This is a genomic window from Paenibacillus sp. FSL R7-0216, assembly GCF_037969915.1.
Classification (GTDB): domain Bacteria; phylum Bacillota; class Bacilli; order Paenibacillales; family Paenibacillaceae; genus Fontibacillus; species Fontibacillus rhizolycopersici.
Map to the genome: position 1 here is coordinate 2,324,115 of NZ_CP150222.1, position 26,838 is coordinate 2,350,952.

Here is a 26,838-nt window from a genome sequence, read left to right on the forward strand (position 1 = left end):
CTATTGGATTAATAACGGTTTGACTTGATCGATGACCTGCTGCAGGTTGGCCGAGCAATCCCCATAGAGCTTCTTCGCCGCTTCTTCGTCCGTCGAAAGGGCAAACAGCTCCAGATCGGCTTCGCACTTTTTTAACTGAGATAGCAGAACGGCTTTTTCTTGAGGTTGCGGTACGGTGATTTGATCGTCATACAAGTCAACGTAAAACTGGCCATAGGCATCGACTTGCCCCAAATTGACGTTATCCAGCGAAACGCCAAGCTTCTCCAGCTCGGTATTCAGCCACTTCCGGTTGAGTCCCAGCGTCGCGAGCGGCTCGTCCATGATTTTACCGTCGATAATCACCGTTTGCGGCTCATGCTCGGGAGCAACCTTGATCCCCAATTGGGATGGTGTGAGAGGCTGATATTCATTCTTCAACATCGCATTGATCTGTCCATCGGGCTCGATAACTGCAAATTCCACTTCGGCAACTTTGAAAATACTCTTCTTCCTTAGCTGCTCCATGAGTTCTTCGTTGGTCAGCTTCTCCTTCTTCAGGTTATCCTCCAAAACTTTGCCGTCTTTAATGAGTATCGTGCTGTTGCTGTCGAGCCAATCCCGCGCTTTCTTGCTCTTGAGCTGCAGGAATTCGATACCGAAGGAGACGAGAAACCAGACGGTAACTGCGATCAATCCGAGATACCAGTCGGTGTTAATATCCAGTGAAATATAGGCGGTGATACTCCCGATCGTGATCCCGGTAACATACTCGAAGAAGGTAAGCTGAGAAATTTGCCTTTTTCCGAGCAGACGGGTGAGAATGAACAAAACGACGATAGCCACCAGCGTTCGGACGATGACTTCCAACCACATCGGCATGGGGAATACTCCTTTCGTAGACAATCCAAGTCGAGATAACCCAATTATGCGCGGGGATGCGTAAATTTAGTAAGACAAAATGTGGAAGGAAGATGACGCGTATGAATCCGTTTTGGAAAGGTGAAATTATGCTTTGTTCAAAGCATCAAGCAAAAATAAAGGTGGTGAAATAATGACAGTAGCAGCTCAAGTCAAAACGACCTTAGCGTCCTTAAAAAGTGCACAAGCGAACCTGGAGCAATTCGCTTTAAACACGCAAAACCAACAAGCGAAAGATCTGTTTACGCAATGTGCGGAACAAACTCAACAAATCGTGACTCAAGTGGAAAGCCGCGTCTCGCAGCTGGAAAGCGAAGAACCACAATACAAGGGATTTTAAACGATGAATCGAACCAGGCCCGTTCTCTCGGACGGGCCTTTTGGCGTTTCATTTATCATTCGCAGGAATGCGTCCGGCTTAGCGGGGCGAGGGCCTTTATCTGGATATCCAAGCCCGCCCATGTTATAATTTAGTGTAATGCATTTTTAGGTATTATGATGATGCCCATAAGGAACGAAGATAGATCAGGTAAAGGAGTGAACGGGCAACATGGCTAAGGAAACGAAAGATTATTCCAAATATTTTGACTTCTCGGACGCCCGGGTCATTTCGGAGGATGAACACGGGAAGAAAATCCGAATCCGAGGCCGGGATATTCAAATTTTGTCCGAACCGAACCATCGCATGGAGAAGCAGCGGGGGAAAGAAGACGTACAGGTCCTGTACGAGAACGCGGTTCCCGACGAGCTGAAGGGGATCGGTAACGGCAAGCATTATATCGTATATACATTTGGTTGCCAGATGAACGAGCATGACACCGAAACGATTAAAGGTTTGCTGGAGCTTATGGGTTACCGGGCGACCGAAGATCGTAAAGTTGCGGATATCATTTTGCTGAATACCTGTGCCATTCGGGAGAATGCAGAGGATAAGGTGTTTGGCGAATTAGGCCATCTCAAAGGCTTGAAGACGGAGAAGCCGAATTTGCTGCTGGGCGTTTGCGGCTGTATGTCACAGGAAGAAGGCGTGGTCAAGCGCATCCTGCAGAAACACGGGTTCGTGGATCTGATCTTTGGCACGCATAATATTCACCGTTTGCCGCATCTGATACAGGAGGCATTGTTCAGCAAAGAGATGGTGGTCGAAGTCTGGTCCAAGGAAGGCGACATCATCGAGAACTTGCCGAAGAAACGGGAAGGCATGCGGGCGTGGGTGAACATCATGTACGGATGCGACAAGTTCTGTACATATTGTATCGTGCCGTTTACCCGCGGCAAGGAGCGCAGCCGTCGTCCGGAGGACGTCATTGCAGAGGTGCGAGAACTGGCGCGCCAAGGCTATAAAGAGGTGACGCTGCTCGGGCAAAATGTCAATGCGTATGGCAAGGACTTTACCGACATTAACTATACTTTTGCCCATCTGATGGACGATATCCGCCAAATCGATATTCCGCGCGTCCGGTTTATGACATCGCATCCACGCGATTTTGACGATGCGTTGATCGATGTACTGGCCAAAGGCGGTAACTTGGTGGAGCACATTCATTTGCCTGTGCAATCCGGCAGCAGTGAAGTGTTGAAGAAGATGAGTCGGAAGTATTCTCGCGAGCATTATCTCGAACTCGTGCGCAAAATCAAAGTGAAAATTCCGAATGTCGTGCTGACGACGGATATCATCGTCGGATTCCCGGGTGAAACCGAGGAGCAGTTCGAGGATACGTTGTCCCTTGTACGCGAGGTTGGATTCGATTCGGCATATACGTTCGTCTACTCTTCGCGGGAGGGGACGCCGGCTGCTGTGATGGAAGACAACGTTCAGATGGAAGAGAAAAAGGCACGGCTTGCTCGGCTGAACGATACCATTAATGAATTCAGCCGCGTCAGCAACGAGGAGCAGCGCGGACAGATCGTTGAGGTACTGGTCGAAGGCGAAAGCAAGAACAACACCAATGTGTTGTCTGGCCGTACCCGCAGCAACAAGCTTGTTCATTTCGAGGGCGGAGCGGAATTGATCGGTACATTTGTTCAAGTGGAGATCACCGATCCGATGACTTGGTACATCAAAGGCAATCTTGTAGAGCAAACCGCCAAATTGGCGTAACCCAGGGGAGGTTAAAAACGGTGGAACAGCATAAAGATCAAACCGATTGCGGAATTCCAAAATTCGATTCGCGGGATCTTGTGATTCGCGAGGATATTATGAGTAAAGCTAAGGAATTGGCCGAATTGATCGGCACCAGCGAGGAAGTACAGCAGTTTCAAAAAGCGGAGAAGCTGGTTCAGCAGCATGAACGCATTCAGACGCTGATCAGTGCGATAAAGAAGAAGCAGAAAGAAATCGTCGCATTCGAGACGTTCCAGAATCAAGCGATGGTTCAAAAAATCGAACGCGAAATCGAGGAACTGCAGGACGAACTGGATGGGATTCCGATCGTAACGGAGTTCCAGCAAAGCCAAAGCGATATCAACTATTTGCTCCAGCTGGTCGTCTCCGTCATTCGCGATACGGTAGCCAGCAAAGTAAATGTCGAGTCGGGTAGCGAGCCGGCCGTCTCCTCCGGTTACGGAGAGTAAAGCGAAACAGTCGGTGCGGAGGCAATCCCTCCGCTTTTTTTATGGAGGTGGTTGTTTGAAGCACCATCTCTTCGGAATATTATAATACAGAGAGAAGCAAGGATAGGGGGGCAACACGTGAATTGGAGTGAAGAAGTACTACGTCGCGACGAGCAATCGTTCTGGGGGCTTTTGGGGCTGCGCCTCATCTCAGCCGATCGAACGCTAGTGGAGCTCGGCCTGACGGCAGAAGCAGCCCATCTCAACTCCATGGGCATTGTGCACGGCGGTGTGCTGTCGTCCATGATGGATCAAGCGATGGGGACACTGGTGGCCACGGTTAAGGGCAAGCTCGGCGTGACAACCCATTTAAATGTCAATTTCTTGAGTCCGATGCGCACAGGAGAACTCGTGGTGTCGGCATTTCCGTTGCATGAAACTTTTCGGACTATGACGTTACGCTCCGAGGTTCGCAACGAAGAAGGAACCCTTGGTTGCATATCGACGGCAACATTCCGTTTGCCGAAATGAGCGAAGGAACCGTCGGCAGGTTAATATCGCATGAATTCGCAAATGCCGGACTTATTGGTCGGCCGGCGTTATCCTAGACGATGTGGTGATACGTGATGAACGAAGAACAAAAGCAGGTAGTTAATGAGGTTAAAAAATATCGGACGCCGGACGGAATCCCGGCCGACATCGTCATGTTTACGTTGACGAGGCAGGAACGAAAGGCATCGACCAAATCGCTGCCGCACTTTGATCTGAAGGTCATGCTGATCCGCCGACGGAGCTGGCCATTTGCCGGTGCCTGGGCTTTGCCGGGCGGTTTCTCGCAGGAGGATGAATCGCTGTACGAAACGGCGCGCCGCGAACTGAAGGAAGAAACCGGCGTTGACGGCTCCCATCTGGAGTATCTAGGCGTGTACAGCAAGCCGGGGCGGGATCCACGCGGTTGGATTATCTCCCATGCCTTTTTCGCGCTGGTGGAAGAATGGGTGCTGGAGAAACGACAATCGGCAGATGATGCACAGGAAGTGGGTCTCTTTACCGTTCACGAGGCCTTGGAGGATTTGCAGCTTGCCTTCGACCACCGCGAAATTTTGCAGGACGCCTATAAACGCATCCAGCAACAAATGCTGCATACAACGATCGCCAAGCAGTTCCTGCCTCCGCATTTTACGTTAGGCGAATTGTATCAGGTGATTCAAACCGTTGTTCCGGACTTTGCAGAGCTGAATTTTATCCGTAAAATTACATCGACGCGGAGCCGTCAGGGGATACTGGAGGAAGTCCATGACGAATTGGGCAAACCGATGTTATCCAACCAGTATTCGCAGCGTCCTGCCCAGTTGTACCGGTTTACCGATTTCACACCGCAGCTGTCCATCTATACCTAATCCCAAGCAAGAACTACATAACTAGCGGCTGTCGGTGAATGGATAGTACGAAGGGAGAGTGAGATCATGAAAGCTCTGATCGTCATCGATTATACGAATGATTTTGTGGACGGCAACCTTCCGGTTGGCCAACCGGCAATCGACATCGAACCGGCGATTTGCCGGTTGACGGAGTCTTTTGCGTCGCAAGGCGATTTTGTCGTCATGGCCGTTGATCTGCACGAACGGGAAGATCAGTGGCATCCGGAGACGAAGTTATTCCCGCCCCATAATTTGAGGGATACGGAAGGGCGCGCTTTATATGGCCGTTTGGCTGAAGTATATAAGCTGAACCAGGACCGGATCTATTGGATGGACAAAACTAGATATAGCGCGTTTTGCGGGACGGACCTGGAACTGAAACTGCGAGAGCGCGGGATTACGGAAGTGCATCTGATCGGCGTGTGTACAGACATTTGCGTGCTGCATACGGCGGTGGACGCCTACAACAAAGGATTCGCCATTACAGTTTATGAAGATGCGGTAGCCAGCTTCAACCCGGATGGGCATACCTGGGCGTTGGGCCATTTCCGCAACAGTTTGGGAGCCGCCGTAACCAACACCCAGAGAGGATGAACAGGGATGCCAACCACGGGTTTAGCACTGCATACCGATAAATATCAGATCAATATGATCTACGCGCATTGGATGAACGGAACGCATTTGCGAAAGACGGTGTTTGAAGCCTACTTCCGCAAGCTCCCGTTCGGCAACGGGTATGCGGTGTTTGCAGGCTTGGAGCGGATCGTGGACTATATTCGGCAGCTCCGGTTTACCGAAGAGGATCTAGCTTATTTGGCCAAACAGGAGGAGCACTATAAGCCGGAATTTCTGGACCTTCTGCGCGGGTTCGAATTTAAAGGCACATTGATGTCGATGGAGGAAGGCGCACTTTGCTTCCCGAACGAGCCGTTGATTCGCGTGGAAGGGACGATCACGGAGACCCAACTGGTCGAGACGGCGCTGTTAAACTTCATGAATTTCCAGACCTTAATCGCCACCAAAGCATCACGGGTCAAGCGGGTCGCCGAGAACGACGTGCTGCTGGAGTTCGGCACCCGACGGGCACAGGAGGCCGATGCGGCTATTTGGGGGGCACGGGCCGCCTATGTAGCTGGTTTTGACGCAACGTCCAATTTGCTGGCCGGTGAAAATTTCGGCATTCCAACCAAAGGGACGCACGCTCATTCGTGGGTGCAGATTTTCGATTCGGAGCAGGAAGCCTTCGAGATATACGCGAAGGCGTTGCCGGATCAGGTTTCGCTGCTGGTCGATACGTTTGATACGTTGAAAAGCGGCGTCCCGCATGCGATTCATACCGGAAAAATGCTGGAAGCCGCCGGCAAGCGGCTCGGCAGCATCCGCCTAGACAGCGGCGATTTGGCTTACCTCTCCATCCAAGCCCGCAAAATGTTGGATGATGCCGGCTTGCCTTATGTCAAAATCGTCGCGTCCAACGACCTTGACGAGAATACGATTTTTAACCTGAAGGCCCAAGGGGCAAAGATCGATATTTGGGGCGTGGGGACCCAGTTGATTACGGCGGCGGACCAACCGGCACTGGGCGGGGTCTATAAGCTTGTAGAACGGGAGAAGGACGGACGGATGGAGCCAACGATCAAAATCTCGGGCAATCCGGAGAAAGTCACGACCCCGGGCAAGAAGGACGTACTGCGGATCGTTAGTAAAGACAGCGGTAAAGCGATTGCGGATTACATCTGTTTTCCGCAGGAGCAGCAAGCACGGACGGGCGGCAGCCTTCGGTTGTTCGACCCAGTACATCCTTACATCAAAAAGTCGGTGAAAAACTACGAAGCCGTAGCCATGCTGCAACCGATCTTCGTGGATGGTCAGCTCGTGTATGAGCTGCCGACACTGGACCAAATCCGTCAGTATCACCGAGAGCAGTTGGATTTGTTCTGGCCGGAGTATCTGCGTAAGTTGAATCCGGAGTTTTACCGCATCAGCTTAAGTCAGGAAGCATGGGAATTAAAGCAAAAGATGATCGAGGACTATCTGGGCCATCAAGAGGAGTAGAGCCGTTCGATACGTCCTGCAACACAAAAAGATCGCTTCTCGCCTTACCGGCGGAGCGATCTTTTTTGCTAGGAAATTATTTCTCGGGAAAGCGCAAAAAGCGCTATAAATCGGCGGTTTGGCCGCCGGATTCGACAAGTTAACGACGGGACTCATATTTCGCAAAATAGTGCGCAAACAAAATATCGATTTGCCGCTCGACGGCTTCTTTACCTGGTCGGTTCTCCAAGTGCTTAATCTGCTTCGACAACACCAGCGGGAACAACACGGCTGCATTAATTTGCATCATCATAATATATAGGATTTCCGTATCGGTTTCGCCCGTAATTTCCTCCAAAGTACCGCTGATCTTGCCGAATCCGGTCGTTTTCATAAAGCTGGTGAAATCCTGTCGAGATTCGAAGGTAATCCGGCCTTTGCCCAGAACTTCATGCAGTAATCCGGGATATCGAAGCACCAACTCAACATATTGTAGCAGAAACGCCTTCAATCGATCTTTGGGATGAAGCGAGGTGTCGTCCAGAACGGAAAAGTTCGCTTGAAAAGAAGTCAACAATAGCTTTAACGCTTCGTTGATCAAATTGTCTTTCGAGCCGAAGTAGTAATTCACCAGGGCGAGATTGACATTGGCAGCAGCGGTAATTTTACGCAAGGTGACCTGATCGGCCCCTTCCGTCTTAATGAGCTCCATTGTTGCCTGAATGATATTCTGTTTGGTCGATAGCCCCTCCGCGCAATTGCTCATCGTACCGCTCCTTTATGCCATCCATTCTTCTGCCAAGTATAACAAATGTCAAGGTAGGATTAAAAGATGTTTAAATTCAACATAATACGCTTTCACATGCGGTGTCAAGAACAAGGCGATGGGGGTGCCAACCAGAAATTGAAGGAGCTACCGGAGATCGGTGTCTTGACAAAATCGGGGCATCCGTTTAAATTTGATTTAAACATTGTTTAAAACGGTGTTTAAACTAAAGAGAAAGCTGAGTGAGAGAATGCCAAAAACTGTGGAAAGTTCGATCGAAACCAAGGAATTTTCCATCCGTTCGATTATCGCGCCCCTGATGGCCGTGATCGTCGGGATGATTATGGTGATCTTGGACAGCACGGTAGTTAACGTGGCCGTACCGAAACTGGTCGACTTCTTCGCCACCGACTTGAAGACGGTGCAATGGACGATCACCGGGTATACGTTGGCATTATCTGCCGTGATTCCCTTAGCGGGCTGGATGACCGATAAATTTGGGGAGAAACGGATTTTTCTCATGACGATCGCGTTGTTTACGGTTGGGTCCGTGTTATGCGCCATGGCGCAAACGCCAGAGCAATTAATCGTATTTCGCATCATTCAAGGCCTAGGCGGCGGGATGGTATCGCCAATTGGGTTTGCGATGGTGTTTAAATTGGCGCCACCCGAGAAGCGGGGAGCGGTGATGGGGGCACTAGGCGTTCCGATGCTGCTGGCACCCGCGCTGGGGCCGGTATTGTCCGGTTGGCTGGTGGAGAACGTAAGCTGGCACTGGATTTTTCTGATTAATCTGCCGATCGGGATCCTAGCCTTTCTCATCGGGCTCCGATTCTTGCCTAAGTCCGAACGTCGGGAAGCACCGCAGCTTGATAAACTAGGGATGATTCTGGCTCCGATCGCTTTTGCGATGTTGACCTATGGAGTCAGCGAAGGGGGGACGAGTTGGACTTCGGCGACGACAATCATCGGTCTTAGCGTCGGAGCCCTTGCCTTACTTCTTTACATTCTCGTTGAAATTAGACATAAGCAACCACTCCTGGAACTACGGGTGTTCGGTTCATCCCATTTTACCCGGGGGATCATCCTGGTCTGGTTCGCTCAAGCGGCATTGTTCGGTTCAATGATTCTTACTCCGTTATACCTGCAACAAGTGAGAGGCTACAATGCCCTGGAGACGGGGATCCTCTTACTGCCTCAAGCGCTCATGTCGGCATTGTTCATGCCGATCAGCGGACGATTGTTTGACCGGGTTGGAGCACGTCCGCTGGCTTTTATCGGCCTCGGCGTCGTATCCACGGCATTGTTCCTGCTGTCGCGAATCACGGCAGACACTTCTTTGGCGATGGTACTGGTGCCGCTGGGCTTGCTGGGCAGTGGCATGGGGTTAACGATGATGCCGCTCAATACGCATATCCTTAACTCTGCGCCACGTCATTTGGTCGCCCGGGTTACCCCGCTTATGACGGCCGCGCAACAGGTGATCGTCTCCTTTGCGGTGGCAGGCCTAACGGGTTATCTAACCTCGCAGATTACTAGTCATATGACGAAAGCAGCACAAGGCGGAAATCCGCTGGAAGCCGCGGCATCCGGCTTTGGAGATACTTACTTCCTGGCGGCATGCATCGCGGCGGTGGGATTCCTGCTGACCTTGATGCTGTCTAAACCGAAGCAGCAACCTGAAGCCGCCAAGGACCAAGCGGTCGAAGGAGCTCAAGCAGATCCCAGCTTGATGGCGGGACATTAAATCGAAAATGAAATGCGAAAAGCACTCTTTCCATTCGGAAAGGGTGCTTTTCGTTTACCGCCATTCGTTAGCTCGTAATCATTGCGCCTCCATTGACGTGAATCGTTTGCCCGGTCACGAAGCTGGAATCGTCGGAGGCCAGGAATACGTACACAGGTGCCAGCTCAAACGGCTGTCCGGCTCGCTTCATCGGGGTTTCGAGGCCGAATGTAGAGACGTATTCCGCGGAATAGCTGGAAGGGATCAGCGGGGTCCAGATCGGTCCCGGTGCCACCGCATTGACGCGGATGCCCCGATCGACGAGCGATAGCGCCAGAGAGCGAGTGAAGGAGACGATCGCGCCCTTGGTGGAGGAATAATCGATCAGCAACGGTGCGCCGGCGTAAGCGGTGATCGAAGCCGTGCTGATGATTGTGCTTCCGGACCGTAAGAAGGGAAGCGCCGCCTTGGTCATATAAAAGTGAGGGAAAATGTTGGTAGCGTAGGTTTGGTGCAGCTGTTCGGTAGTAATGGCCTCAATCCCTTGCCCCTGAGGATATTGAACGGCTTGATTGAGCACCAAGATATCGATTTTGCCGAACTGCTGAAGGGTATGATGGATAACGGCTCTGCAGAAAGCTTCTTGACGCAAATCGCCGGGGATCAGCAGACAGCGTCGGCCCAACTCTTCAACGCGCCGCTTGGTGGCTTGGGCATCCTCGTGTTCGTAGAGGTACACGATAGCCAGATCCGCCCCTTCCTTGGCGAAGGCGATAGCCGTGGCCCGTCCGATCCCGCTGTCGCCGCCGGTCAGGATGGCGACCTTGTCCTTCAGTTTGCCGCTTCCGACATAAGCGGGATTCTCCGAAATGGGGGGCGGCGCCATCAACGTTTGGAGCCCCGGTTGTCTCGGTTGATGCTGTGGCGGGAAGGAGATCGGCTGCTCCTCGCATACTGTTTTGGAACTGTAATAAGGGTACTTTGGAATCATCCTTTAGGTTCCTCCTGGAAATTAGTTCTGCGCTATCCTATTCATCGCGTGACAGTGTGGTGTATTCGCCCAAACAAGAATGTCTATATGACTTTTGTTACATAAGTCACATCGCATCTATGATAAATTTTAAAATTAAGAAAGATATCTTTTTGTGTGATGTTTTGCACTTATTTACGTCGTGATGAACTCGCATTTGCGAAGAAGGGAGTCAAGCGCGTGGTACAATTACCGAAATTAAACGAGCTGGGATTTTTTGAAATCCGTTTGGAATCCATTGGGGGGCTGGGTGCGAACCTGGCAGGGAAAATGCTGGCCGAAGCCGGGGTTGAAGGAGCCGGACTGAATGGGGTCAGCTTTTCTTCTTATGGCTCGGAGAAAAAGGGATCGCCGGTAAAGGCGCATATCCGCTTCTGCGATTTGGATACGCCGATCCGCGATACGTCGCCGGTGGAACGCCCGCATATCGTGGGGATTTTTCAAGAGGCGCTGGCGAAGACGGTGAACGTGATCAGCGGGATTTACGAGGATAGTACGGTGCTGGTCAATTCGCGCAAAACCCCTCAGCAACTGAAGGAGAAAATGAAGCTGATTGGCGGCACGATCGCGGTCATCGACGCTACCGGCATCGCGCTGGAAGAGAAGAATCGGGTGAACATGGCGATGCTTGGTGCGATGTTCCGGCTTTGCCCGTTCCTTGATCCGGAAACGATGAAGGACGTCATCCGCAAATCGCTGGAGAAGAAATATCCGCAAACGGTAGCTCCGGCCTTGGCGACATTTGAGCGGGGCTACAACGAAGTTGTATTTGAAACTTTCGCTTTACCGGAAGGTGTCAGCATGCCGGCCTTCGTCCGGGCGGATACGCCGGTGCTTGGATATGAAACCCAGCCGATCGGCGGGATCGTCATCAATCCGGGGAACAGCATTCTGAAGGACCTCAGCATTTCCCGTTCCGGGATGATGCCGCACTTCAAAGAAGAGACATGTATTCATTGCGCCCAATGCGACAACGTTTGCCCGGATAATTGTTTCGTCTGGGAGGAGCGTCCCGACAAGAAGGGTCGTCCGCAAATGTTCCTCAAAGGGATCGACTATCAATATTGCAAAGGTTGCTTGAAATGCATTCATGCCTGCCCGACCGATGCTTTATCCGGGGAGCGGGAAGAAGAGGGGTACGCAGACTCGCATCGCGTGCCGCATCTGTTCGATTTGGCGATTCGCTAATTAAGCGGGAAAGGTGGTATTTTGACAATGGCGATCGATTTGGAAAAAGAACGCCGCTCCGGCACGATCGAGCAGCGCGTGGTTTATGAGTCGGGGAATGAAATGGCAGCCTATGCGGCCAGCCAGATCAATTATCATATTATGGGGTATTTTCCGATTTCCCCATCTACCGAGGTAGCCCAATTCCTCGATCTGATGAAAGCGAACGGTCAGCATGACATCAAGCTGATCCCGTCGGACGGGGAGCACAGCTCGGCAGGTATTTGCTACGGCGCTTCCACCGGCGGCGGCCGGGTATTCAATGCGACAAGCGCCCAAGGTTATTTATACATGCTGGAGCAGATGCCGGTCCAATCGGGGACACGGTTTCCGATGGTCATGAACCTGGTCTGCCGCTCGATCTCCGGGCCGCTGGATATTCACGGCGACCATTCGGACTTGTATTTTGCGCTGAACACCGGCTGGCCGATTCTGATGTGCCGCGATCCGCAAGCCGTCTACGATATGAACCTGATGGCGATTAAGCTGGCCGAGGATCCGGAAGTCCGGCTACCTGTGCTTGTGGCCTCTGATGGATACTTTACTTCTCACCAGAAACGGCGTGTACACACCTTCGCCAATCAGGAAGATGTTCTGAAATTTGTTGGCGATCGGCCACCGGGTAATTTCCCGCATACGCTCGACCGCAACAATCCGATTACGGTTGGCCCTTACATGAATGAACCGGATTACATTAATAACTGCTACCAGCAATCTGTTGCGATGTATAATGCAGAACATGTCTTCGAACGGATCGCAGGCGAGTATGCCGAATTGACCGGACGCGAATATCAAATGCTCGATCTCTATCGGATGGAGGATGCAGAAGTCGCGGTCTTCCTGATGAACTCGGCCTCCGAGATCATCAAGGACGTTGTAGACGATTTGCGCCGCCAAGGCATCAAAGCCGGCTCGATCGCGCCAAACATGATTCGTCCCTTCCCGCAGAAGCAAATCGCCGAAGCATTGAAGAACGTCAAGGCGATTACAGTTGGCGACCGCGGCGATTCCTACGGCGCTTATGGCGGGAACATGGTCAATGAGATCAAAGCCGCTCTGTTTACCCACGGCAATCATACGACTCAGGTGATCGGCCGGATTTATGGCCTTGGCGGCAAGGAGTTTTATGCCGAGGACGGGCATCACTTGTTCCAATTGGCGATTGACGCGGCGAAAGCGGGCCGGGTGGAAATCCCGTTCGATTACTACGGCCATACGCCAGGGGATCCGGAGAAGACACCGAAACGGGTGATGAATCCGCTGAAATTCGAAGACCTGAAGACCGGCTTGATCACGGTCACCAAGAATGAAGAAACCGGGAAGCTGGGTGTACGGATTCCGCCGCTGCGCGCGTTAACAAAGAAACCGAAGCGAATTGCACCGGGACACGGCGCTTGCCCAGGCTGCGGGATTTTCTCCGGTCTGGAGCTGTTCTTCAAAGGGATCGAAGGCGATATCGTCGCTCTGTTCCATACGGGTTGCGCGATGGTGGTAACGACCGGCTATCCGTATTCGTCTCATAAAGCAACTTACATTCACAACCTGTTCCAGAACGGGGCGGCCACCTTGTCCGGCGTCGTCGAAATGTTCTGGGAGAGAAAACGCCGCGGCGAGCTTGACGAGTTAGGTCTCAAAGAAGATTTCACCTTCGTCATGGTTACCGGTGACGGCGGGATGGACATCGGCATGGGGCCGGCGATCGGTGCCGCATTGCGCGGTCATAAAATGATCATTATCGAGTATGATAACGAGGGATACATGAACACCGGGGCGCAGTTGTCGTATTCGACGCCGCTCGGTCATCGCACATCCACCTCGAACATCGGCAAGGTGCAAAAGGGGAAAGCGTTCCAGCACAAAGACACACCGCAAATCATGGCCGCAACGAATATCCCTTATGTCTTTACCGGCAGTGAAGCCTATCCGCAGGATTTGGTGAAAAAAGCAGCCAAAGCCCAGTGGTACGCGCAGAACGAAGGCTTGGTTTATGGTAAAATACTGATAGCATGCCCGCTCAACTGGATTTCGCCGGACGATCAGGGCACCAATATCATCGACGCGGCCGTCAACTCCTGCTTCTTCCCGCTGTACGAGGTGGAGCATGGGCAAACGACGATTACGTACAATCCGGAAGAGAAGAACAATCGCGTTCCGCTGACGGATTGGTTGAAGACGATGGGGAAAACCCGCCACTTGACCAAGCCGGAAAACGCCGAGGCATTGGCGGAATTCGAGCAAGAAGTGGAGCGGCGTTGGAAGGTTCTCCAAGCCAAACACGAAAACCCCTATTTGTAAGGTAGTTAAAAAGTCGTCTTTTGATCACGAAGCAGGACCAAGAAGGGGATTCGACCTCGAATCTTGAATTCAGCCGGGCCAAGCGGATGCTTCCGATGTATGTTTCCTACGGTAACATTTCTGTTGCTCACGTACCTCCATGTACGCTCCGCTACTCAGTCCCTAGCTTTATCCAACCTTCTAGGTGCTGAAAGCCCGACTTTTTAAACCTTTATTTGAAGCTTTCAAATTCAACCCGGAAGAAGCGGCATATGCCGCTTTTTTCGTTAAGTAGAAGATGAACGAGTTTAGGAGGATATACGAATGGATCAACCATTTCGCGCGTATCGCGTACACCAGGACGAATCCGGGTTCCGTTCGGGGGTCGAGCGGTTGGACGTTTCGGCGCTTCCCGATGCCGACGTGACGATCAAAGTACATTATTCCAGTGTCAATTATAAAGATGGCTTGGCGAGTATTCCGGAGGGAAAAATCGTGAAAACCTATCCGTTTATCCCTGGCATCGACTTGGCCGGAGAGGTTATGGCCTCCCGCGATGCACGATTCCAGCCCGGTGATCGGGTGCTATGCACCGGCTATGGGCTGGGCGTCACGCATGAGGGCGGGTTCGCCGAGGTCGCCCGCGTACCGGGCGACTGGTTGGTGGCGCTGCCGGATGGGCTCTCGCCCCGGGAAGCGATGGCGATCGGGACGGCCGGGTTTACGGCAGCGTTGTCGGTACGGCGGCTGCTGGACAACGGATTGGCGCCCGGACAAGGTCCCGTGCTCGTCCTAGGCGCCACCGGCGGTGTTGGCAGCATGGCCGTGGCGATCCTCAGCCGGCTCGGGTTCGCCGTAACCGCGGTCACCGGAAAGCCGGAATCGCGGGAGAAGCTGGTCGCGTTTGGTGCAGCCGAAGTCCTTTCCCGCGAGGAAGCGGCTTCGGGAGCCAAAGGCGTGCTCAGCAAAGAGCGTTGGGCTGCAATTGTCGACCCGGTGGGCGGTGCGATGACCGCTGACCTGCTTAAATCGGTACGCTACGGCGGATCTGTAGCCTTGTCGGGGCTGACCGGTGGCGGTGGGATCGAAACGTCCGTGTACCCGTTTATTTTGAGGGGGATTAATCTGCTTGGCATCGATTCCGTATTTTGTCCGGAGCCGCTGCGCCACCGACTTTGGCAGCTTCTGTCCGGCGAGTGGAAGCCGGAACAGGTGCTGACCGGGGGCATTACCGAGTACTCGCTAGAGCAGTTGCCAGAAGCTCTGAATACAGTTTTGGCCGGCAAAGCCATCGGCCGTCAGGTCATTTCCTTAAACTAATCATCCATATGGTATAATTTGGGGGCTGTTGAGACAACCTAACACCATCGGCTGAAGCTGGCTTACAAGCTAAGGGTAAAGGATGGGATGCCAATGAGATGGTGGAAGGTTGGATTGGGAATGGCCGTGGCGCTGTCATTGACGACAGGATGCGGCAACCTGCAGCGGGTAGCCAAGGATGAAATGAGCAAATATAATATGCAAAGCTACCGGCAGGGGAATGAACGCCAACTAACGAGCGGCACGACGCTTAACACAGCGATGCTGCAAGCCTTGAAAGCGGAATGCGCGCAGCGGGGGATTCGATTGACGCATGAAACCTATGCCGAAGGGCTGGACGGGAATATTAGCTACAGTTATTTTATTAACGGAGATGCGCGGCATTTTATCATCGTGCATGTGTTTCCCAATGAGCAGGATCGAATTCGCGAAATCTCCGAAATTTACGGAAGCGGGAATGGAAAAGGAGAGATCGCGGCCGATTCGGTATCCAATCAAGCTTCGTTGATCTCAGCCAAGGGCAACACCGCTTTAGTCTACGCGTCAAGCGCACAGAAGGACAGCCAATACCGGGAGGAAATGAAGGCGGTATTCGGACAGTTACTGGAGCAAATGAGGGATCGTCCAGAGTAAGTGCCAATGGCCTGCCTATAAAAAAACCAACCGCTACCCTTCGTTCCGGACTGGGGAGCAGTTGGTTTTTTCGCCTTTTACTTCTTGTAGATTTCGCGCATGACATGACGCAGCTCGGGTAGAATGATGCGCTGCATCGCCAGCTTGACGGCGCCCTGCGATCCGGGCATGGAGAAGACGGCCATATCGCCGATCGTTCCAGCAATCGCCCGGCTGAGGATGGCGGCCGAACCGATATCTTCGGTAAAGCTAAGGTAGCGGAAAATTTCCCCAAACCCTGGCATCTCCTTGTTGAGCAGGCTGCGTACAGCCTCGTAGGTGGTATCCCGCGGAGCGATGCCGGTGCCGCCGCTCAGCAGAACGGCTTCAATCGCTCGGTCAGAGGCCGCTTCCCTCAGCAGTTGGCGAATGCCGTCATAATCGTCTTTGACGATAGTATAGCGGGCAACATGATACCCGTTGTCTCGAAGCAGCTCTTGAATCAGCCGACCGCTCGTATCGGTCTCTTCCGTACGGGTATCCGAGACGGTGATTACCAGACATGATACCTCGTCCGGCGCTTCCATCCGGTGTTCATCGACGGATCTCATCGTGTTCGCTTCCTTTCTTTGGATGTTATTTACATTGTATCATGTTTGACGGACTTGGGTTGTACGGGAAATGTAGTTGCATGTCCTGTAAGGTTGGTGTAAACTCGCATTCGTATGCATTTATGCTTTAGATTATCAGAGATGAGGTGGGAAACATGGTGACACCCGTTTATATATTATCCGGTTTTCTAGGAAGCGGCAAAACGACGCTGCTCCAGCGGTTGATTCGTCATTGGATGGAGCAGGGGCTTCGTCCGGCCGTGATCATGAATGAAATTGGGGAAGTGAACCTCGATGGTCTGCTCGTTTCAAGCGAAGTACCGATGGCTGAAATGCTGGGCGGATGCATCTGCTGCACCATTCGCGGCGACTTAAGTGTGCAGATGGCAGAACTGATCGAAGGGGAGAAGCCGGACTTGATCGTGATTGAGGCGACAGGTGCGGGGAATCCGATGGAAATCTTCGATGCGGTAACCGAGGTTTCGCTTTATCTCAAATTGGATATTAAGCCGATGGTCACCGTCGTCGATGCGGCCCATCTGGCCGATTTGCACGCATCGCAGCAAGGAAAAACGTACCGGCTCATGGTGGAGCAAATCCGGTGCGGCTCCGTGCTGGTTTTGAACAAAATCGACTTGCTCGAACCGGATCGTCAGCGGGAAATGTCGGAGTTCTTGCGTCGCACGAATCCTTATGCCCGAATCATCCCGGCGGTGAAATGCGATGTGGATTTGTCGCTACTATGGAAGGCGGCAGATGGGCAAAACAACATCGACCCAACAACTCAACGCGGTGCAGCGTACATACAAAACGGCGAAGCGGCTCAGAAGTCGGATCATTATCTTCTACACAATCATCATGATCACAGCCGCGATCAGAGCCATGATCATAACGATGCTCGCTACGAGGATCACAGACATGATCATAATCACGATAACAACGATGATCATAATCATGATCCCAACCACGCACATACCCACGCGTCGCACGAGCATGTCACTGTATACACGCACTATTTTGACGGGCCGGTGGACAGCGAGGACTTCGAACGTTTTATCGCCGAATTGCCCCGGGAAGTCTATCGCGGCAAGGGCGTCTTACGATTTACGGATACGGCCAGTCGTTTCCTGTTTCAGTATGCCTACCGGGAAGCCGATTACTTAAAAGTCACCCCTCAGGGGAATGTTCCCGATGTGGCTGTATTTATCGGCGAGCATTTCGACCGGAATGTGCTCGCTCACCAGTTGAAAGAACTGGAACGGAAGCAAGCCGAACCTGAGTAAGGCCAGACCTGGACTCGAAATTCCGAATACAATCCGCTGGATTCGGCGAAAAGGGCGATTTGTATTCGGTTTTTCATATACAATTCGCTGGATTCGGCGAAAAGGGCGGATTGTATTCGGTTTTTCATATACAATTCGCTGGATTCGTCGAAAAGGGTGAAATGTATTCGGTTTTTCATATACAATTCGCTGGGTTCGGCGAAAAGGGCGATTTTTATTCGATTTTTCATATACAATCTGCTAGATTCGGCGAAAAGGGCGGATTGTATTCGGTTTTTCATATACAATTCGCTGGATTCGGATCATTTACGTGCATCTCGACGAGCTTGGGAGTGTGGTTGTGACCCGCTGCAACGGAACGCATACCGTTGGGGAGATTGCCGAAGCGGTCCTTGCCAAACTTGGGGAAAGCGCCGAGCCGCTTATGCCGCGCTTGAGTAAGTTTATCGAGATCCTGGAAGCCAACGATTGGCTCATTTGGGTGGGGTATGACGCAGAAAGCCAAGTTGAAATCAAGCGTTTGCCTTTACATCAAAAAAACAACCGTTCCTAAGGTTGAAGGAACGGTTGTTTTTGTCTTCCCCATGCATTTAGCTCGGATTCGCTACCGGCGAGATTGCAGGTCCGGCTCCTGGAGCGGCTGGGGCCTCGGTAGTCCCCAACTGCAGCCGGTACATTTGATAGTACCGTCCGCCCAGGGCGAGTAGTTCTTCGTGCGTGCCGCGTTCGACGATTTCGCCGCGGTGCAAGACGAGAATCTGGTCGGCGCTGCGAATCGTGGAGAGGCGGTGGGCGATGATAAACGTCGTCCGGCCGCGTTTCAGTACCTCCAGCGCGGATTGAATGAGCGCTTCGGTTTCCGTGTCGATGTTGGCGGTCGCCTCATCGAGAATGAGGATTGCCGGGTCGAACGCAAGCGCCCGAGCGAAGGAGATCAGCTGACGTTCGCCGGCGGACAGCGTGCTGCCCTTTTCCACGACCGGTTCGTCCATGCCTTTTGGCAAGTGGGCTAATATCCGGTCGGCGCCAACGTCGATCAACGCTTTCTCCGCCGTCTCGCGGGCAATCCGCTCATCCCCCAGCGTCACGTTCGAAAGAATCGTCCCGGTGAACAGGTACGGATCTTGAAGCACGATCCCCATATGCTGGCGGATCCATTGCTTCGGCAACTCCGTTACCGGCTGTCCGTCGATCGTGATCGTGCCTTTTTGCGGGTCATAAAACCGGAAGAGCAAGTTGATGATCGAGCTTTTGCCGGAGCCCGTGTGACCGACCAACGCAACGGTCTGACCTTGCTTCGCCTCGAAGGAGATATTTTTCAGCACATAGTCCTTCTTGTAGGCGAACGAGACATCCTTAAACTCTACATTTCCTTTGTAGCGCGGCATCGAACCATCAACGACATCTTCGCCCGGTTCGTCCATCAGGGCAAACACCCGTCCGGCGGATACCATCGAGGAATCGAGGGCGGCGAGCTGATTGACCATCCCGGTAATCGGCTGAAACAATCGGCCAAGTACGTCGACGAAAGCATACAGCACGCCAAGCGATATCGCGCTCGTCGCGTCAAGCTGCGCCGAGCCGAAATACCAGAGCACGGTGGCAAACGCCAGATTACGAATCACATTCACCAGGTTGTGTGAAGTGAACGCGTTTAGGTTCAACATCTTGTTTTGGTGTTTCATGTAATCATTGTTCAGGTTCTCGAATTCTTCCTTGGTCTGCGACTCGCGGCGGAAAATTCGGATAATCGACATCCCCTGGATCGATTCGTTAATGATGGCATTGATCTCGCTTAGCCGCGAGCGGATGATCGTATTGTATTTCGTCGCGAACTTGCGATAGTAAACGACCCACAGGTAAATGATCGGAACAACAAACAAGCAGATGAGTCCGAGCCGTACGTCCAGGATAAACAAAGCGACGTAAACGCCCAGCATGTTGATGATTCCGGAGAAGAAGTTCGCCAATACGGCGATAAACAATTCCTTTACCGCCTCCGTGTCGTTGGTGACGCGGGAGACGACTTTTCCGGCCGGCAGATTATCGAAAAAATGCACCGGCAGCCGCTGAATATGAGCATAGACGTCCATACGCAGCTTGCGGATGACCTGGTTGGCCGAGGATTGCAGCCAGTAGGTTTTGCCGAATTCCATCACGATGGAAATGGCCAGAAACACGAGGTACCAGATGATGAGCGACATGATGCCAGGCACTTCCGGTTTGTAAAAAGCAAACAGGCCTGCCGCGCTTAGTTTTTGCGCCGGATATTGGCTGCTTACGCCGTTCTTTCCGGTCAGGGTCAGAACGCCATTGTCGTAACTGCGGTCACCGGAGACGTCCGGGACGGACGCATCAACGAACACGAAGCTTCTGCCGACCTGCAGCACACGGACTTCGGTGCCTTTGACCTCGCTACCTGCGAAACGGTCGCCCCGTTTAAAGGTACGCCCATCGTAGTCAACGGTAGATGCGTCTTGCCCCGTTGTTTCGTAGAACGGTTGCTCGATCGCCAGCATGTGATTGTCGATCATCGAGCGGGCGATAAACGGCCCCGCCAGTTCGGCAGCCACGCCGATCGCCAGCATGACGAGCGCGAGGATAAATGTTCTTTTCGCCGTTAAGGCGTATTTGAAAAGTGCTTTTCCCGTATGGGTGTGCATGGTTTTAAGACACCTCCCCGTCAGTCAGGTTGGATTCCACCTGTTGACGTTCGTATTGTTCGCGGTACCAGCCGCCTAACTGCAGCAGCGTTTCATGGGTACCTTCTTCGATGATTTTGCCTTTCTCCAAGACGACGATCCAATCCGCATGTTCGATGGCGGAGAGGCGGTGCGTGGAGATGAGCGTCGTTTTGCCGGAGCGCCCACTGCGGATGTTCTCGATGATCCGCGCCTCGGTCCGGGCATCAACGGCAGACAAGGCGTCGTCGAGGATTAAGAGCTCCGGATCGGCGATAAACGCCCGAGCCAGGGAGACCCGCTGCTTCTGGCCGCCGGAAAGGGCGACGCCTTTCTCGCCGACGAGCGTATCCAGGCCGTCAGATAACGTGCCGAGATCCTGATCGAAGGCAGCCGTGCGGATCGCTTCGAGGATCTTCTCATCGGATGCGCCCGGGTAGCCGAACTGGATGTTTTGCCGCACCGTCTTAGAGAATAGGATTTGCTCTTGCGGCACATATCCGATCCAGCCGTGAAGCTGGTTCAACGCGATTTGCTGAATCGGCACGCCGGAGATGCTCAGCTCGCCGCTACCTGCCGGATATTCGTGTAACAGCTGCTTGAGCAACGTGGATTTACCGCTGCCGGTACGCCCGACGATGCCCAGTGTTTCGCCGCGTTTAATCGTCAAATTGATCTGTTCGAGATTGTTAATGGTCGAAGTCGGATAGCGGAAGGTGACATCCTTGAACACGATCGTCTCCGGCGTTTTAACGTGAACCGGATTCGGAACGTCTTCAACATCGGGCTTCACGTTCAACGTTTCGTTGACCCGGTCCAGCGATGCGCCGCCGCGTTGCATGACGTTAATCAGCTCGCCGATTGCAAACATCGGCCAAATCATCATCCCCAGGTACATGTTGAAAGATACGAGATCGCCCAGGGTCAATTCATTATGGAATACGAGATAAATGCCGTAGGTGAGACCAATCGCATAGCTGAGCCCAACACATAAACGGATCGTTGGCTCGAAATAAGCATCCACTTTGGCGACCGCCAAATTCTTCTTATAAACGTCTTCCGTTATATCCGCAAAACGTTGTTCATCATGACGTTCCTGCACATAGGCGCGAATGACGCGAATGCCGGCTACGGATTCCAATACCTGGTCGTTCATGTCCCCAAAGGCATCCTGCGCCAGAGTGTAACGCTCGTGGATGATCTTCCCATAAATTTTCATCGCTAAGGCGATGAAAGGGAGGGGAATGATCGCAGCTAGTGTCAGCTTCCAGCTGATCAGCGTGCTCATCGCCAGAAAGATCACGGTAAGGTACGCCGTCGAGTCGGTTAGCGTCAGCATCCCGAAGCCTACGGTGGTAGCAACCGATCTTAAATCGTTGGTCGCCCGGGCCATCAGGTCGCCGGTGCGGCTCCGCTCGAAGAACGGCGGTGTCATCCGCAGCAAATGGCTCATGAACCGGGTCCGCAGCAGCCGCTCGACGAGGTTCGATCCCCCAAACAGGGAATGCATCCATATGTACGTGATGAGATAGATTAAGATCAATACGCCGATAATGAGTAAAATATATTGAGTTAACGAAGCCCAAGTGACGGTGCCGGCCACGATCTCATCGATCGCGCTGCCCAGCAGCCGCGGCGGAGCCAGCTCCACAACGCCCACAAGGATGAGCAGGAACAAGCCGATAATATAACGTCTTTTTTCGCGCTTGAAAAACCAGCCCAAATTTTTTAATACCGAAAACATGATGGGGTTTCCTCCTTTGATTCCCGATTGCGTAGCTACCCGGAAAACCTCTACAAGTGTCCTAAACCAGCAAAAAACCGCAAAAAAGGCATATCGTCCGAAAACGATATGCCTTAAAACCATAACATATGTCGCGTCCGTTACTTATAGCAAGCAACCTTCGCGTGTATGATATCGCTTATACCCTTTAAAAGATAAGGGGCGGTCAGCGCATAGATTCATCCAAGCCTACAGGGGTTGCTCCGGTATTTAATTGTTTGATGTGATGCGCATCGCGATACGCAGGCATAAATTTGAATTTCAACACCGTGCTCACCCTTTCTCATTTGGTAATTACTTGAAAGCGATCTCGTATGTTCCCGATTTTAGCACCGCATTAAAGAAGATGTCAAACGTTATTTTTCTCAGTAACTATCCAATAATCCCTAACCACATCGAACAAAGGTTTGGCTTTTTGCCCAGTTTCGTCTACAATAAAGCTAAAAGTTTGGATGTAACGGAATGAAAAGTTCGTATTTGTCACCGAGAAGATGGGATGAATGAAGAGGAGGAAGAAGCGGATGATTAACGTGAGTAATGAAGCTGCCGCATGGTTTAAGCAGGAGCTTGGACTTGAGGCGGGGCAGGCCGTACGCTTCTTTGCACGATATAGTGCGGGCGGCAAGCTGCACCCGGGATTCTCACTGGGAATTGATGTTGATCAGCCTGTATCACCTGGGCTCAAAGCGGAAGTAGAGGGCATCACGTTCTACATGGAGAACCAGGATTTGTGGTATCTGGACGGGTACCACCTTAATGTCACTTATGATCAGCAATTGGGCGACATTGAGTATGAATACGAGGCTGCGGCCCTGAATTAGGCTGAGCCGTTGTTCAGCGGCTTCGAAGCTAACGAAAGAACAAAAAGGCCCGTCAATTACGGGCCTTTTCCTTTGTTTGATGGAGCGGGCGAGAACGGCCCATCAAGCATCAAATGATGCTGTCTTCCATCGCATATTCGAAATCGCCGATATCGTAAACCTGCACCGGCACCTCTGCTTCGATAATCCGCCGGATCAGCTCGAGCTGATCGGTCAGGATCGGCACGTTCTCTCGCTGGGCGGTCAGCACGATTTCCGTTTCGATCGGATCGAGAAACTCGCCGTACTGCTCGTTGTCTACCGCGTTGACTACGGTCCAGGTCACATGATCGCCGAACAGGATCGAAGGGCTCTTGGACCAAGGGACGGTGAGCGCTCGCTCCAGTTTCTTGCGGTTCAGCGGTTCCTCGAGATAAGCGATCAATTCGCTGATTTTCTGCTTCACGTGCATATCGTCGACGGGGTCGTTCATGAGCGGCTCCGGACTGTTTTGAAATTCATAAAGCTCCATGACGGTGGTGTAAGGTACAATATATTCCACAGGCGCACCCGGCACCAGCAATTCACCATATATCGCCACCATCACGGCTTCGATCACAAATCGGCGTGACATGGTCATCCTCCTAAAACGGCCTGTTACTCGTAGCTGCCCATGAAATGCTTGCGACAACTCAATTTATTAAGGAGTATACCACAACCATTGGATAAATTCAGCTTTGTAGCGCGAAAATCGGCTTTTATCTAAGGAGAGGGGGCAACCGGAGATGAATGAGAATCAGGTGGGAGAATTCGCTGGGCTTTCGACGAAAACGCTCCTCTGGGTGGAGGAACGAGTGGGTCCAGGGGCTAAGGTTATCTCAGCAGCGTCCCTGAAGGGCGGCATTTCATCAGCAGTTTATGGGTTGAAAATAAAACAGGGTGATCACTGCCACGAAGCGGTACTGAGGCAATTTACCAATACGGAGTGGCTGCGAGAAGAGCCGGAGCTCGCTTTGCACGAGACGGCTGCGTTGCAGGTGGCGAGCGCGTCGGGACTGTCGTCGCCGCGGTGGGTCGCCTGCGATCCGGACGGCGGCGCCTGCGGCCTGCCGTCCGTGCTAATGACCCGGCTGCCCGGTCGGGTGGTGCTGGACCCGGCGGATCTGCCGGGTTGGCTGGGCGGCCTCGCCTGGAAGCTGGCGGAGATCCACGCGGCGGAGGGTCCGCCGATCGAATGGAGCTATTTTACTTACAACGAGGTGTCCCGTTTGACTGTGCCAGAGTGGACCCGGGTTCCCGAGGCGTGGGGGAGGATCATCGACCGCGTTCAGGGACTATCTTCACCGTACCGGCCGCAGTTCATTCATCGCGATTATCATCCAACGAATGTGCTCTGGCAGGAGGGGGAAGTTAGCGGCGTAGTCGATTGGGTAAATGCCTGCATGGGCCCAACCGGGATCGACACCGGTCATTGCCGATTGAATCTCGTACAAATGTACGGCGTGGAGGCGGCAGATGCCTTTTTGGAAAGCTATCTTTCCGTAGCTCGGGAGGACGGATGTAACGTAAACGATCCCTATTGGGATATGCTATGCCTGATCGAAACGCTGCCGGGTCCCCCGGAAGTATACCAAGGGTGGCCGGATTTGGGGCTAGACGCGTTAACGCCGGAGCATCTCGCTCGTCGATTGGACGAATACGCTGAGAGTCTGGTACGAAAGCTGGCTTCATTCGTGCAGCCCAGATAGAAACAAATAGAGGATGTGCTCATAAATTGAAACATTGGAAAGCCTATTTTACGTTCGTTAGGCCTTATACGAAATGGATCTTACTCACTTTGTTTATCGGGATGCTGAAATTCGGTATCCCGTCCTTGCTGCCGCTGGTGCAGAAATACGTCGTGGACGATATCTTGTTGAACGGCGGGATCGAGCTGGACCAGAAGGTCTCGCAGCTGATAATCATCCTTGGGGCAACGCTGTTTCTATTCGTGATCGTGCGCGGTCCGGTGGAATATGCGCGGCAGTATTTTGCCCAACTGATCACGGCACGGATCTTATTCGATTTACGCAACAAGCTGTATGCCCACCTGCAGCGGTTATCGCTTCGGTATTACCAGAATACGAAGGTGGGGGAGATCATCTCCCGCTTCATCAACGATGCCGAGCAGACGAAGAACATCGTCGAAGTCGGCATGATGAATGTTTGGCTCGACATGTTTACCCTGGTGTTTGTGCTTGGCTTTATGTTTTATTTGAACCCGTGGCTGACGCTTGTGGCGATTGCGATTTTCCCATTGTACGCGATCGCAGTGAAAGTGCTGTACAAGCGCTTGAAGAAGCTGACCAAAGACCGCTCCGCGGCACTTGCCGGGATTCAGGCTTATTTGCACGAACGCATTCAGGGCATCTCGGTCATCCGCAGCTTTGCCTTGGAACGGCATGACCGGAACAAATTCGAAGGCACCAACGGCCGGTTTCTGCAAAAAGCGCTAGCCCACAGCCGCTGGAACGCCTGGACATTTGCGATCATCAACACGCTCACCGACATCGCGCCGCTGCTCGTGATCGGATACGGCGGTTATCAGGTGATTTACGGGGATTTGACGTTAGGTACGTTTGTGGCCTTTTTTGGCTATCTGGATCGGCTTTATGCCCCGTTGAGACGGTTGATCAATTCATCAACGACGTTGACACAGGCTTCGGCATCGTGGGAACGGGTGCTGGAGTTGCTGGAGGAGCCGTATGACATGAACGATGCGCCGGATGCGGCGGTACTGCCGCAGGGTAGCCATGGCGTGATGTTCCGGGAGGTGTGGTTTAAATATCGCGAAGACGGCGATTGGGTGCTCAAAGACATCTCGCTCGAAGTCAATCCCGGCCAAACGGTCGCGTTCGTCGGCATGAGCGGGGGCGGGAAATCATCGTTGGTCGGACTCATTCCACGTTTCTATGACGTTCAGCGGGGAACGCTGGCGGTGGGCGGCCGGGACGTCCGCGCCTGGACGATGGAAAGCCTGCGCAGCCGGATCGGCATGGTGCTGCAGGACAATTTCCTGTTTAGCGGCAGCGTGCGCGACAACATCTTATTCGGCCGCCCGGACGCGGACGAGGCGGCGGTGATCGAGGCCGCCCGCGCGGCCAATGCGCATGAGTTCATCATGCAGCTGCCGCAGGGCTACGACACCGAAGTCGGAGAGCGTGGCGTCAAACTCTCCGGCGGGCAGAAGCAGCGGATTGCCATCGCTCGCGTCTTCCTAAAGGATCCGCCGATCCTCGTCCTCGACGAGGCGACGTCCGCGCTCGACCTGGAGTCGGAGCACCTGATCCAGCAGTCGTTGCAGCAATTGTCGCACGCCCGCACGACGCTGATCGTGGCGCACCGGCTGTCGACGATCACCCACGCCGACCAGATCATCGTCCTGAAGAACGGCGAAATCGCCGAGCGCGGCACGCACGACGAGCTCATGGCGAACCCGGACGGCGTGTACGCGCAGTTATACAACATCCAGCACCTGAGCCCGGCGGAGAGCGGGGAGCTGGGGTGAGGAGAGGTTAGGGGAGTTGAGGCAAGGCAAGGCACACCTTTTCCTCCTCTCGTACAAATAAGGCCCTAAAAGGGCGTTATTTCAACCTTTTAAGCCCGGATAGGCGAAATAAGGGTAAAAAGTTCCGTTATTTCTCGGAGTTAACCCCTTGGATGCCGTTTTTTTGCCGGTTCTGAGCTGAATAAGAACATATTTTACTGCTAATGTCTCCGATTTAGCTGAATAAGGAGAAATAACGGTAATAAGTTCCGTTATTCACCAGTCGTACCT

24 protein-coding genes are annotated in these 26,838 nt (G+C 52.8%); 17 read left to right on the forward strand and 7 right to left on the reverse strand.

The genetic code is table 11. The features are described 5' to 3' along the window. Complete coding sequence (locus MKZ15_RS10425; RefSeq protein ID WP_339821772.1) at positions 1–861, reverse strand: DUF421 domain-containing protein; 861 nt, start codon at positions 859–861, stop codon at positions 1–3. Positions 862–1,033: 172 nt separating this feature from the next. On the opposite strand from MKZ15_RS10425, the gene MKZ15_RS10430 reads away from it, so the two are divergent. From MKZ15_RS10430 to MKZ15_RS10460, 7 genes are all read left to right on the forward strand, one after another. Beyond that, positions 1,034–1,240: a DUF1657 domain-containing protein gene (locus MKZ15_RS10430; protein ID WP_155607982.1), complete on the forward strand. Its 207-nt coding sequence runs from the start codon at positions 1,034–1,036 to the stop codon at positions 1,238–1,240. 210 nt (positions 1,241–1,450) lie between these two features. Next, positions 1,451–3,001, forward strand: coding sequence for a tRNA (N6-isopentenyl adenosine(37)-C2)-methylthiotransferase MiaB (gene miaB / locus MKZ15_RS10435; RefSeq protein WP_339821776.1), 1,551 nt, complete (start codon positions 1,451–1,453; stop codon positions 2,999–3,001). Between the two features lie 20 nt (positions 3,002–3,021). Beyond that, positions 3,022–3,474 (forward strand): YlbF family regulator, encoded by a 453-nt coding sequence (locus MKZ15_RS10440; RefSeq protein WP_213621709.1) that lies wholly within the window; start codon positions 3,022–3,024, stop codon positions 3,472–3,474. A gap of 117 nt (positions 3,475–3,591) precedes the next feature. Then, positions 3,592–3,984, forward strand: a complete 393-nt coding sequence (locus tag MKZ15_RS10445) for a PaaI family thioesterase (protein ID WP_213621708.1) — start codon at positions 3,592–3,594, stop codon at positions 3,982–3,984. Positions 3,985–4,079: 95 nt separating this feature from the next. Beyond that, on the forward strand, positions 4,080–4,853 hold the full coding sequence (locus tag MKZ15_RS10450) for an NUDIX domain-containing protein (RefSeq protein ID WP_193415260.1): 774 nt from the start codon (positions 4,080–4,082) through the stop codon (positions 4,851–4,853). Positions 4,854–4,919: 66 nt separating this feature from the next. Next, positions 4,920–5,468: an isochorismatase family cysteine hydrolase gene (locus tag MKZ15_RS10455; protein WP_213621706.1), complete on the forward strand. Its 549-nt coding sequence runs from the start codon at positions 4,920–4,922 to the stop codon at positions 5,466–5,468. A 6-nt stretch (positions 5,469–5,474) separates the two neighbouring features. Next, positions 5,475–6,929 (forward strand): nicotinate phosphoribosyltransferase, encoded by a 1,455-nt coding sequence (locus MKZ15_RS10460; RefSeq protein ID WP_213621705.1) that lies wholly within the window; start codon positions 5,475–5,477, stop codon positions 6,927–6,929. Between the two features lie 139 nt (positions 6,930–7,068). Here MKZ15_RS10460 and MKZ15_RS10465 read toward each other — a convergent pair whose 3' ends face one another. Then, a complete protein-coding gene (locus MKZ15_RS10465) occupies positions 7,069–7,674 on the reverse strand; it encodes a TetR family transcriptional regulator (protein WP_155607977.1) in 606 nt (201 codons plus the stop codon). 250 nt (positions 7,675–7,924) lie between these two features. Here MKZ15_RS10465 and MKZ15_RS10470 point away from each other — a divergent pair, with 250 nt between their 5' ends. After that, positions 7,925–9,421, forward strand: coding sequence for a DHA2 family efflux MFS transporter permease subunit (locus tag MKZ15_RS10470; RefSeq protein ID WP_339821783.1), 1,497 nt, complete (start codon positions 7,925–7,927; stop codon positions 9,419–9,421). A gap of 67 nt (positions 9,422–9,488) precedes the next feature. Here the strand turns inward: MKZ15_RS10470 and MKZ15_RS10475 are convergent, their stop codons facing one another. Then, positions 9,489–10,391 carry an SDR family oxidoreductase gene (locus MKZ15_RS10475; protein ID WP_213621703.1) on the reverse strand — a complete coding sequence of 301 codons (903 nt, stop codon included), beginning with the start codon at positions 10,389–10,391 and terminating at the stop codon, positions 9,489–9,491. Positions 10,392–10,610: 219 nt separating this feature from the next. Between MKZ15_RS10475 and MKZ15_RS10480 the strand changes: the two genes are divergently transcribed. The 4 genes from MKZ15_RS10480 to MKZ15_RS10495 all read left to right on the forward strand — a co-directional run bounded on the left by MKZ15_RS10480 (position 10,611) and on the right by MKZ15_RS10495 (position 15,884). Beyond that, complete coding sequence (locus tag MKZ15_RS10480; protein ID WP_193415264.1) at positions 10,611–11,618, forward strand: 2-oxoacid:acceptor oxidoreductase family protein; 1,008 nt, start codon at positions 10,611–10,613, stop codon at positions 11,616–11,618. 27 nt (positions 11,619–11,645) lie between these two features. Next, complete coding sequence (locus tag MKZ15_RS10485) at positions 11,646–13,952, forward strand: thiamine pyrophosphate-dependent enzyme (protein WP_193415265.1); 2,307 nt, start codon at positions 11,646–11,648, stop codon at positions 13,950–13,952. A gap of 303 nt (positions 13,953–14,255) precedes the next feature. After that, on the forward strand, positions 14,256–15,251 hold the full coding sequence (locus MKZ15_RS10490; protein ID WP_155607973.1) for an acryloyl-CoA reductase: 996 nt from the start codon (positions 14,256–14,258) through the stop codon (positions 15,249–15,251). Positions 15,252–15,344: 93 nt separating this feature from the next. Then, positions 15,345–15,884, forward strand: a complete 540-nt coding sequence (locus tag MKZ15_RS10495) for a hypothetical protein (RefSeq protein ID WP_339821787.1) — start codon at positions 15,345–15,347, stop codon at positions 15,882–15,884. 77 nt (positions 15,885–15,961) lie between these two features. On the opposite strand, the gene MKZ15_RS10500 is transcribed toward MKZ15_RS10495, so the two are convergent. Next, positions 15,962–16,474, reverse strand: a complete 513-nt coding sequence (locus tag MKZ15_RS10500; protein ID WP_193415268.1) for a molybdenum cofactor biosynthesis protein B — start codon at positions 16,472–16,474, stop codon at positions 15,962–15,964. 155 nt (positions 16,475–16,629) lie between these two features. Here MKZ15_RS10500 and MKZ15_RS10505 point away from each other — a divergent pair, with 155 nt between their 5' ends. Further along, positions 16,630–17,757, forward strand: coding sequence for a GTP-binding protein (locus MKZ15_RS10505; protein ID WP_339821791.1), 1,128 nt, complete (start codon positions 16,630–16,632; stop codon positions 17,755–17,757). Between the two features lie 310 nt (positions 17,758–18,067). Then, the gene (locus MKZ15_RS10510) at positions 18,068–18,310 is read left to right on the forward strand and encodes a PqqD family protein (protein WP_339821794.1); all 243 of its coding nucleotides are present in this window, start codon (positions 18,068–18,070) and stop codon (positions 18,308–18,310) included. 37 nt (positions 18,311–18,347) lie between these two features. Here the strand turns inward: MKZ15_RS10510 and MKZ15_RS10515 are convergent, their stop codons facing one another. Both MKZ15_RS10515 and MKZ15_RS10520 read right to left on the reverse strand, forming a co-directional pair. After that, positions 18,348–20,420 carry an ABC transporter ATP-binding protein gene (locus tag MKZ15_RS10515; RefSeq protein WP_339821797.1) on the reverse strand — a complete coding sequence of 691 codons (2,073 nt, stop codon included), beginning with the start codon at positions 20,418–20,420 and terminating at the stop codon, positions 18,348–18,350. A 4-nt stretch (positions 20,421–20,424) separates the two neighbouring features. Then, on the reverse strand, positions 20,425–22,182 hold the full coding sequence (locus MKZ15_RS10520; RefSeq protein WP_339821799.1) for an ABC transporter transmembrane domain-containing protein: 1,758 nt from the start codon (positions 22,180–22,182) through the stop codon (positions 20,425–20,427). 560 nt (positions 22,183–22,742) lie between these two features. Between MKZ15_RS10520 and MKZ15_RS10525 the strand changes: the two genes are divergently transcribed. After that, positions 22,743–23,042 (forward strand): HesB/YadR/YfhF family protein, encoded by a 300-nt coding sequence (locus MKZ15_RS10525; RefSeq protein WP_155608818.1) that lies wholly within the window; start codon positions 22,743–22,745, stop codon positions 23,040–23,042. A gap of 109 nt (positions 23,043–23,151) precedes the next feature. Here the strand turns inward: MKZ15_RS10525 and MKZ15_RS10530 are convergent, their stop codons facing one another. Beyond that, complete coding sequence (locus MKZ15_RS10530; protein ID WP_059045177.1) at positions 23,152–23,655, reverse strand: hypothetical protein; 504 nt, start codon at positions 23,653–23,655, stop codon at positions 23,152–23,154. A gap of 151 nt (positions 23,656–23,806) precedes the next feature. Between MKZ15_RS10530 and MKZ15_RS10535 the strand changes: the two genes are divergently transcribed. Then, positions 23,807–24,769, forward strand: coding sequence for an aminoglycoside phosphotransferase family protein (locus tag MKZ15_RS10535; protein ID WP_339821802.1), 963 nt, complete (start codon positions 23,807–23,809; stop codon positions 24,767–24,769). Positions 24,770–24,795: 26 nt separating this feature from the next. Further along, positions 24,796–26,568, forward strand: a complete 1,773-nt coding sequence (locus MKZ15_RS10540) for an ABC transporter ATP-binding protein (RefSeq protein WP_339821805.1) — start codon at positions 24,796–24,798, stop codon at positions 26,566–26,568. The last annotated feature ends 270 nt before the right edge of the window (positions 26,569–26,838 follow it).

What these genes read in the sequence shown, in the direction of transcription:
- MKZ15_RS10425 (WP_339821772.1), bottom strand. Translation starts at nt 861, where the DNA reads ATGCCGATGTGGTTGGAAGTCATCGTCCGAACGCTGGTGGCTATCGTC.
- MKZ15_RS10430 (WP_155607982.1), top strand. Translation starts at nt 1,034, where the DNA reads ATGACAGTAGCAGCTCAAGTCAAAACGACCTTAGCGTCCTTAAAAAGT.
- miaB (WP_339821776.1), top strand. Translation starts at nt 1,451, where the DNA reads ATGGCTAAGGAAACGAAAGATTATTCCAAATATTTTGACTTCTCGGAC.
- MKZ15_RS10450 (WP_193415260.1), top strand. Translation starts at nt 4,080, where the DNA reads ATGAACGAAGAACAAAAGCAGGTAGTTAATGAGGTTAAAAAATATCGG.
- MKZ15_RS10455 (WP_213621706.1), top strand. Translation starts at nt 4,920, where the DNA reads ATGAAAGCTCTGATCGTCATCGATTATACGAATGATTTTGTGGACGGC.
- MKZ15_RS10460 (WP_213621705.1), top strand. Translation starts at nt 5,475, where the DNA reads ATGCCAACCACGGGTTTAGCACTGCATACCGATAAATATCAGATCAAT.
- MKZ15_RS10465 (WP_155607977.1), bottom strand. Translation starts at nt 7,674, where the DNA reads ATGAGCAATTGCGCGGAGGGGCTATCGACCAAACAGAATATCATTCAG.
- MKZ15_RS10470 (WP_339821783.1), top strand. Translation starts at nt 7,925, where the DNA reads ATGCCAAAAACTGTGGAAAGTTCGATCGAAACCAAGGAATTTTCCATC.
- MKZ15_RS10475 (WP_213621703.1), bottom strand. Translation starts at nt 10,391, where the DNA reads ATGATTCCAAAGTACCCTTATTACAGTTCCAAAACAGTATGCGAGGAG.
- MKZ15_RS10485 (WP_193415265.1), top strand. Translation starts at nt 11,646, where the DNA reads ATGGCGATCGATTTGGAAAAAGAACGCCGCTCCGGCACGATCGAGCAG.
- MKZ15_RS10490 (WP_155607973.1), top strand. Translation starts at nt 14,256, where the DNA reads ATGGATCAACCATTTCGCGCGTATCGCGTACACCAGGACGAATCCGGG.
- MKZ15_RS10495 (WP_339821787.1), top strand. Translation starts at nt 15,345, where the DNA reads ATGAGATGGTGGAAGGTTGGATTGGGAATGGCCGTGGCGCTGTCATTG.
- MKZ15_RS10500 (WP_193415268.1), bottom strand. Translation starts at nt 16,474, where the DNA reads ATGAGATCCGTCGATGAACACCGGATGGAAGCGCCGGACGAGGTATCA.
- MKZ15_RS10505 (WP_339821791.1), top strand. Translation starts at nt 16,630, where the DNA reads ATGGTGACACCCGTTTATATATTATCCGGTTTTCTAGGAAGCGGCAAA.
- MKZ15_RS10515 (WP_339821797.1), bottom strand. Translation starts at nt 20,420, where the DNA reads ATGCACACCCATACGGGAAAAGCACTTTTCAAATACGCCTTAACGGCG.
- MKZ15_RS10520 (WP_339821799.1), bottom strand. Translation starts at nt 22,182, where the DNA reads ATGTTTTCGGTATTAAAAAATTTGGGCTGGTTTTTCAAGCGCGAAAAA.
- MKZ15_RS10525 (WP_155608818.1), top strand. Translation starts at nt 22,743, where the DNA reads ATGATTAACGTGAGTAATGAAGCTGCCGCATGGTTTAAGCAGGAGCTT.
- MKZ15_RS10530 (WP_059045177.1), bottom strand. Translation starts at nt 23,655, where the DNA reads ATGTCACGCCGATTTGTGATCGAAGCCGTGATGGTGGCGATATATGGT.
- MKZ15_RS10535 (WP_339821802.1), top strand. Translation starts at nt 23,807, where the DNA reads ATGAATGAGAATCAGGTGGGAGAATTCGCTGGGCTTTCGACGAAAACG.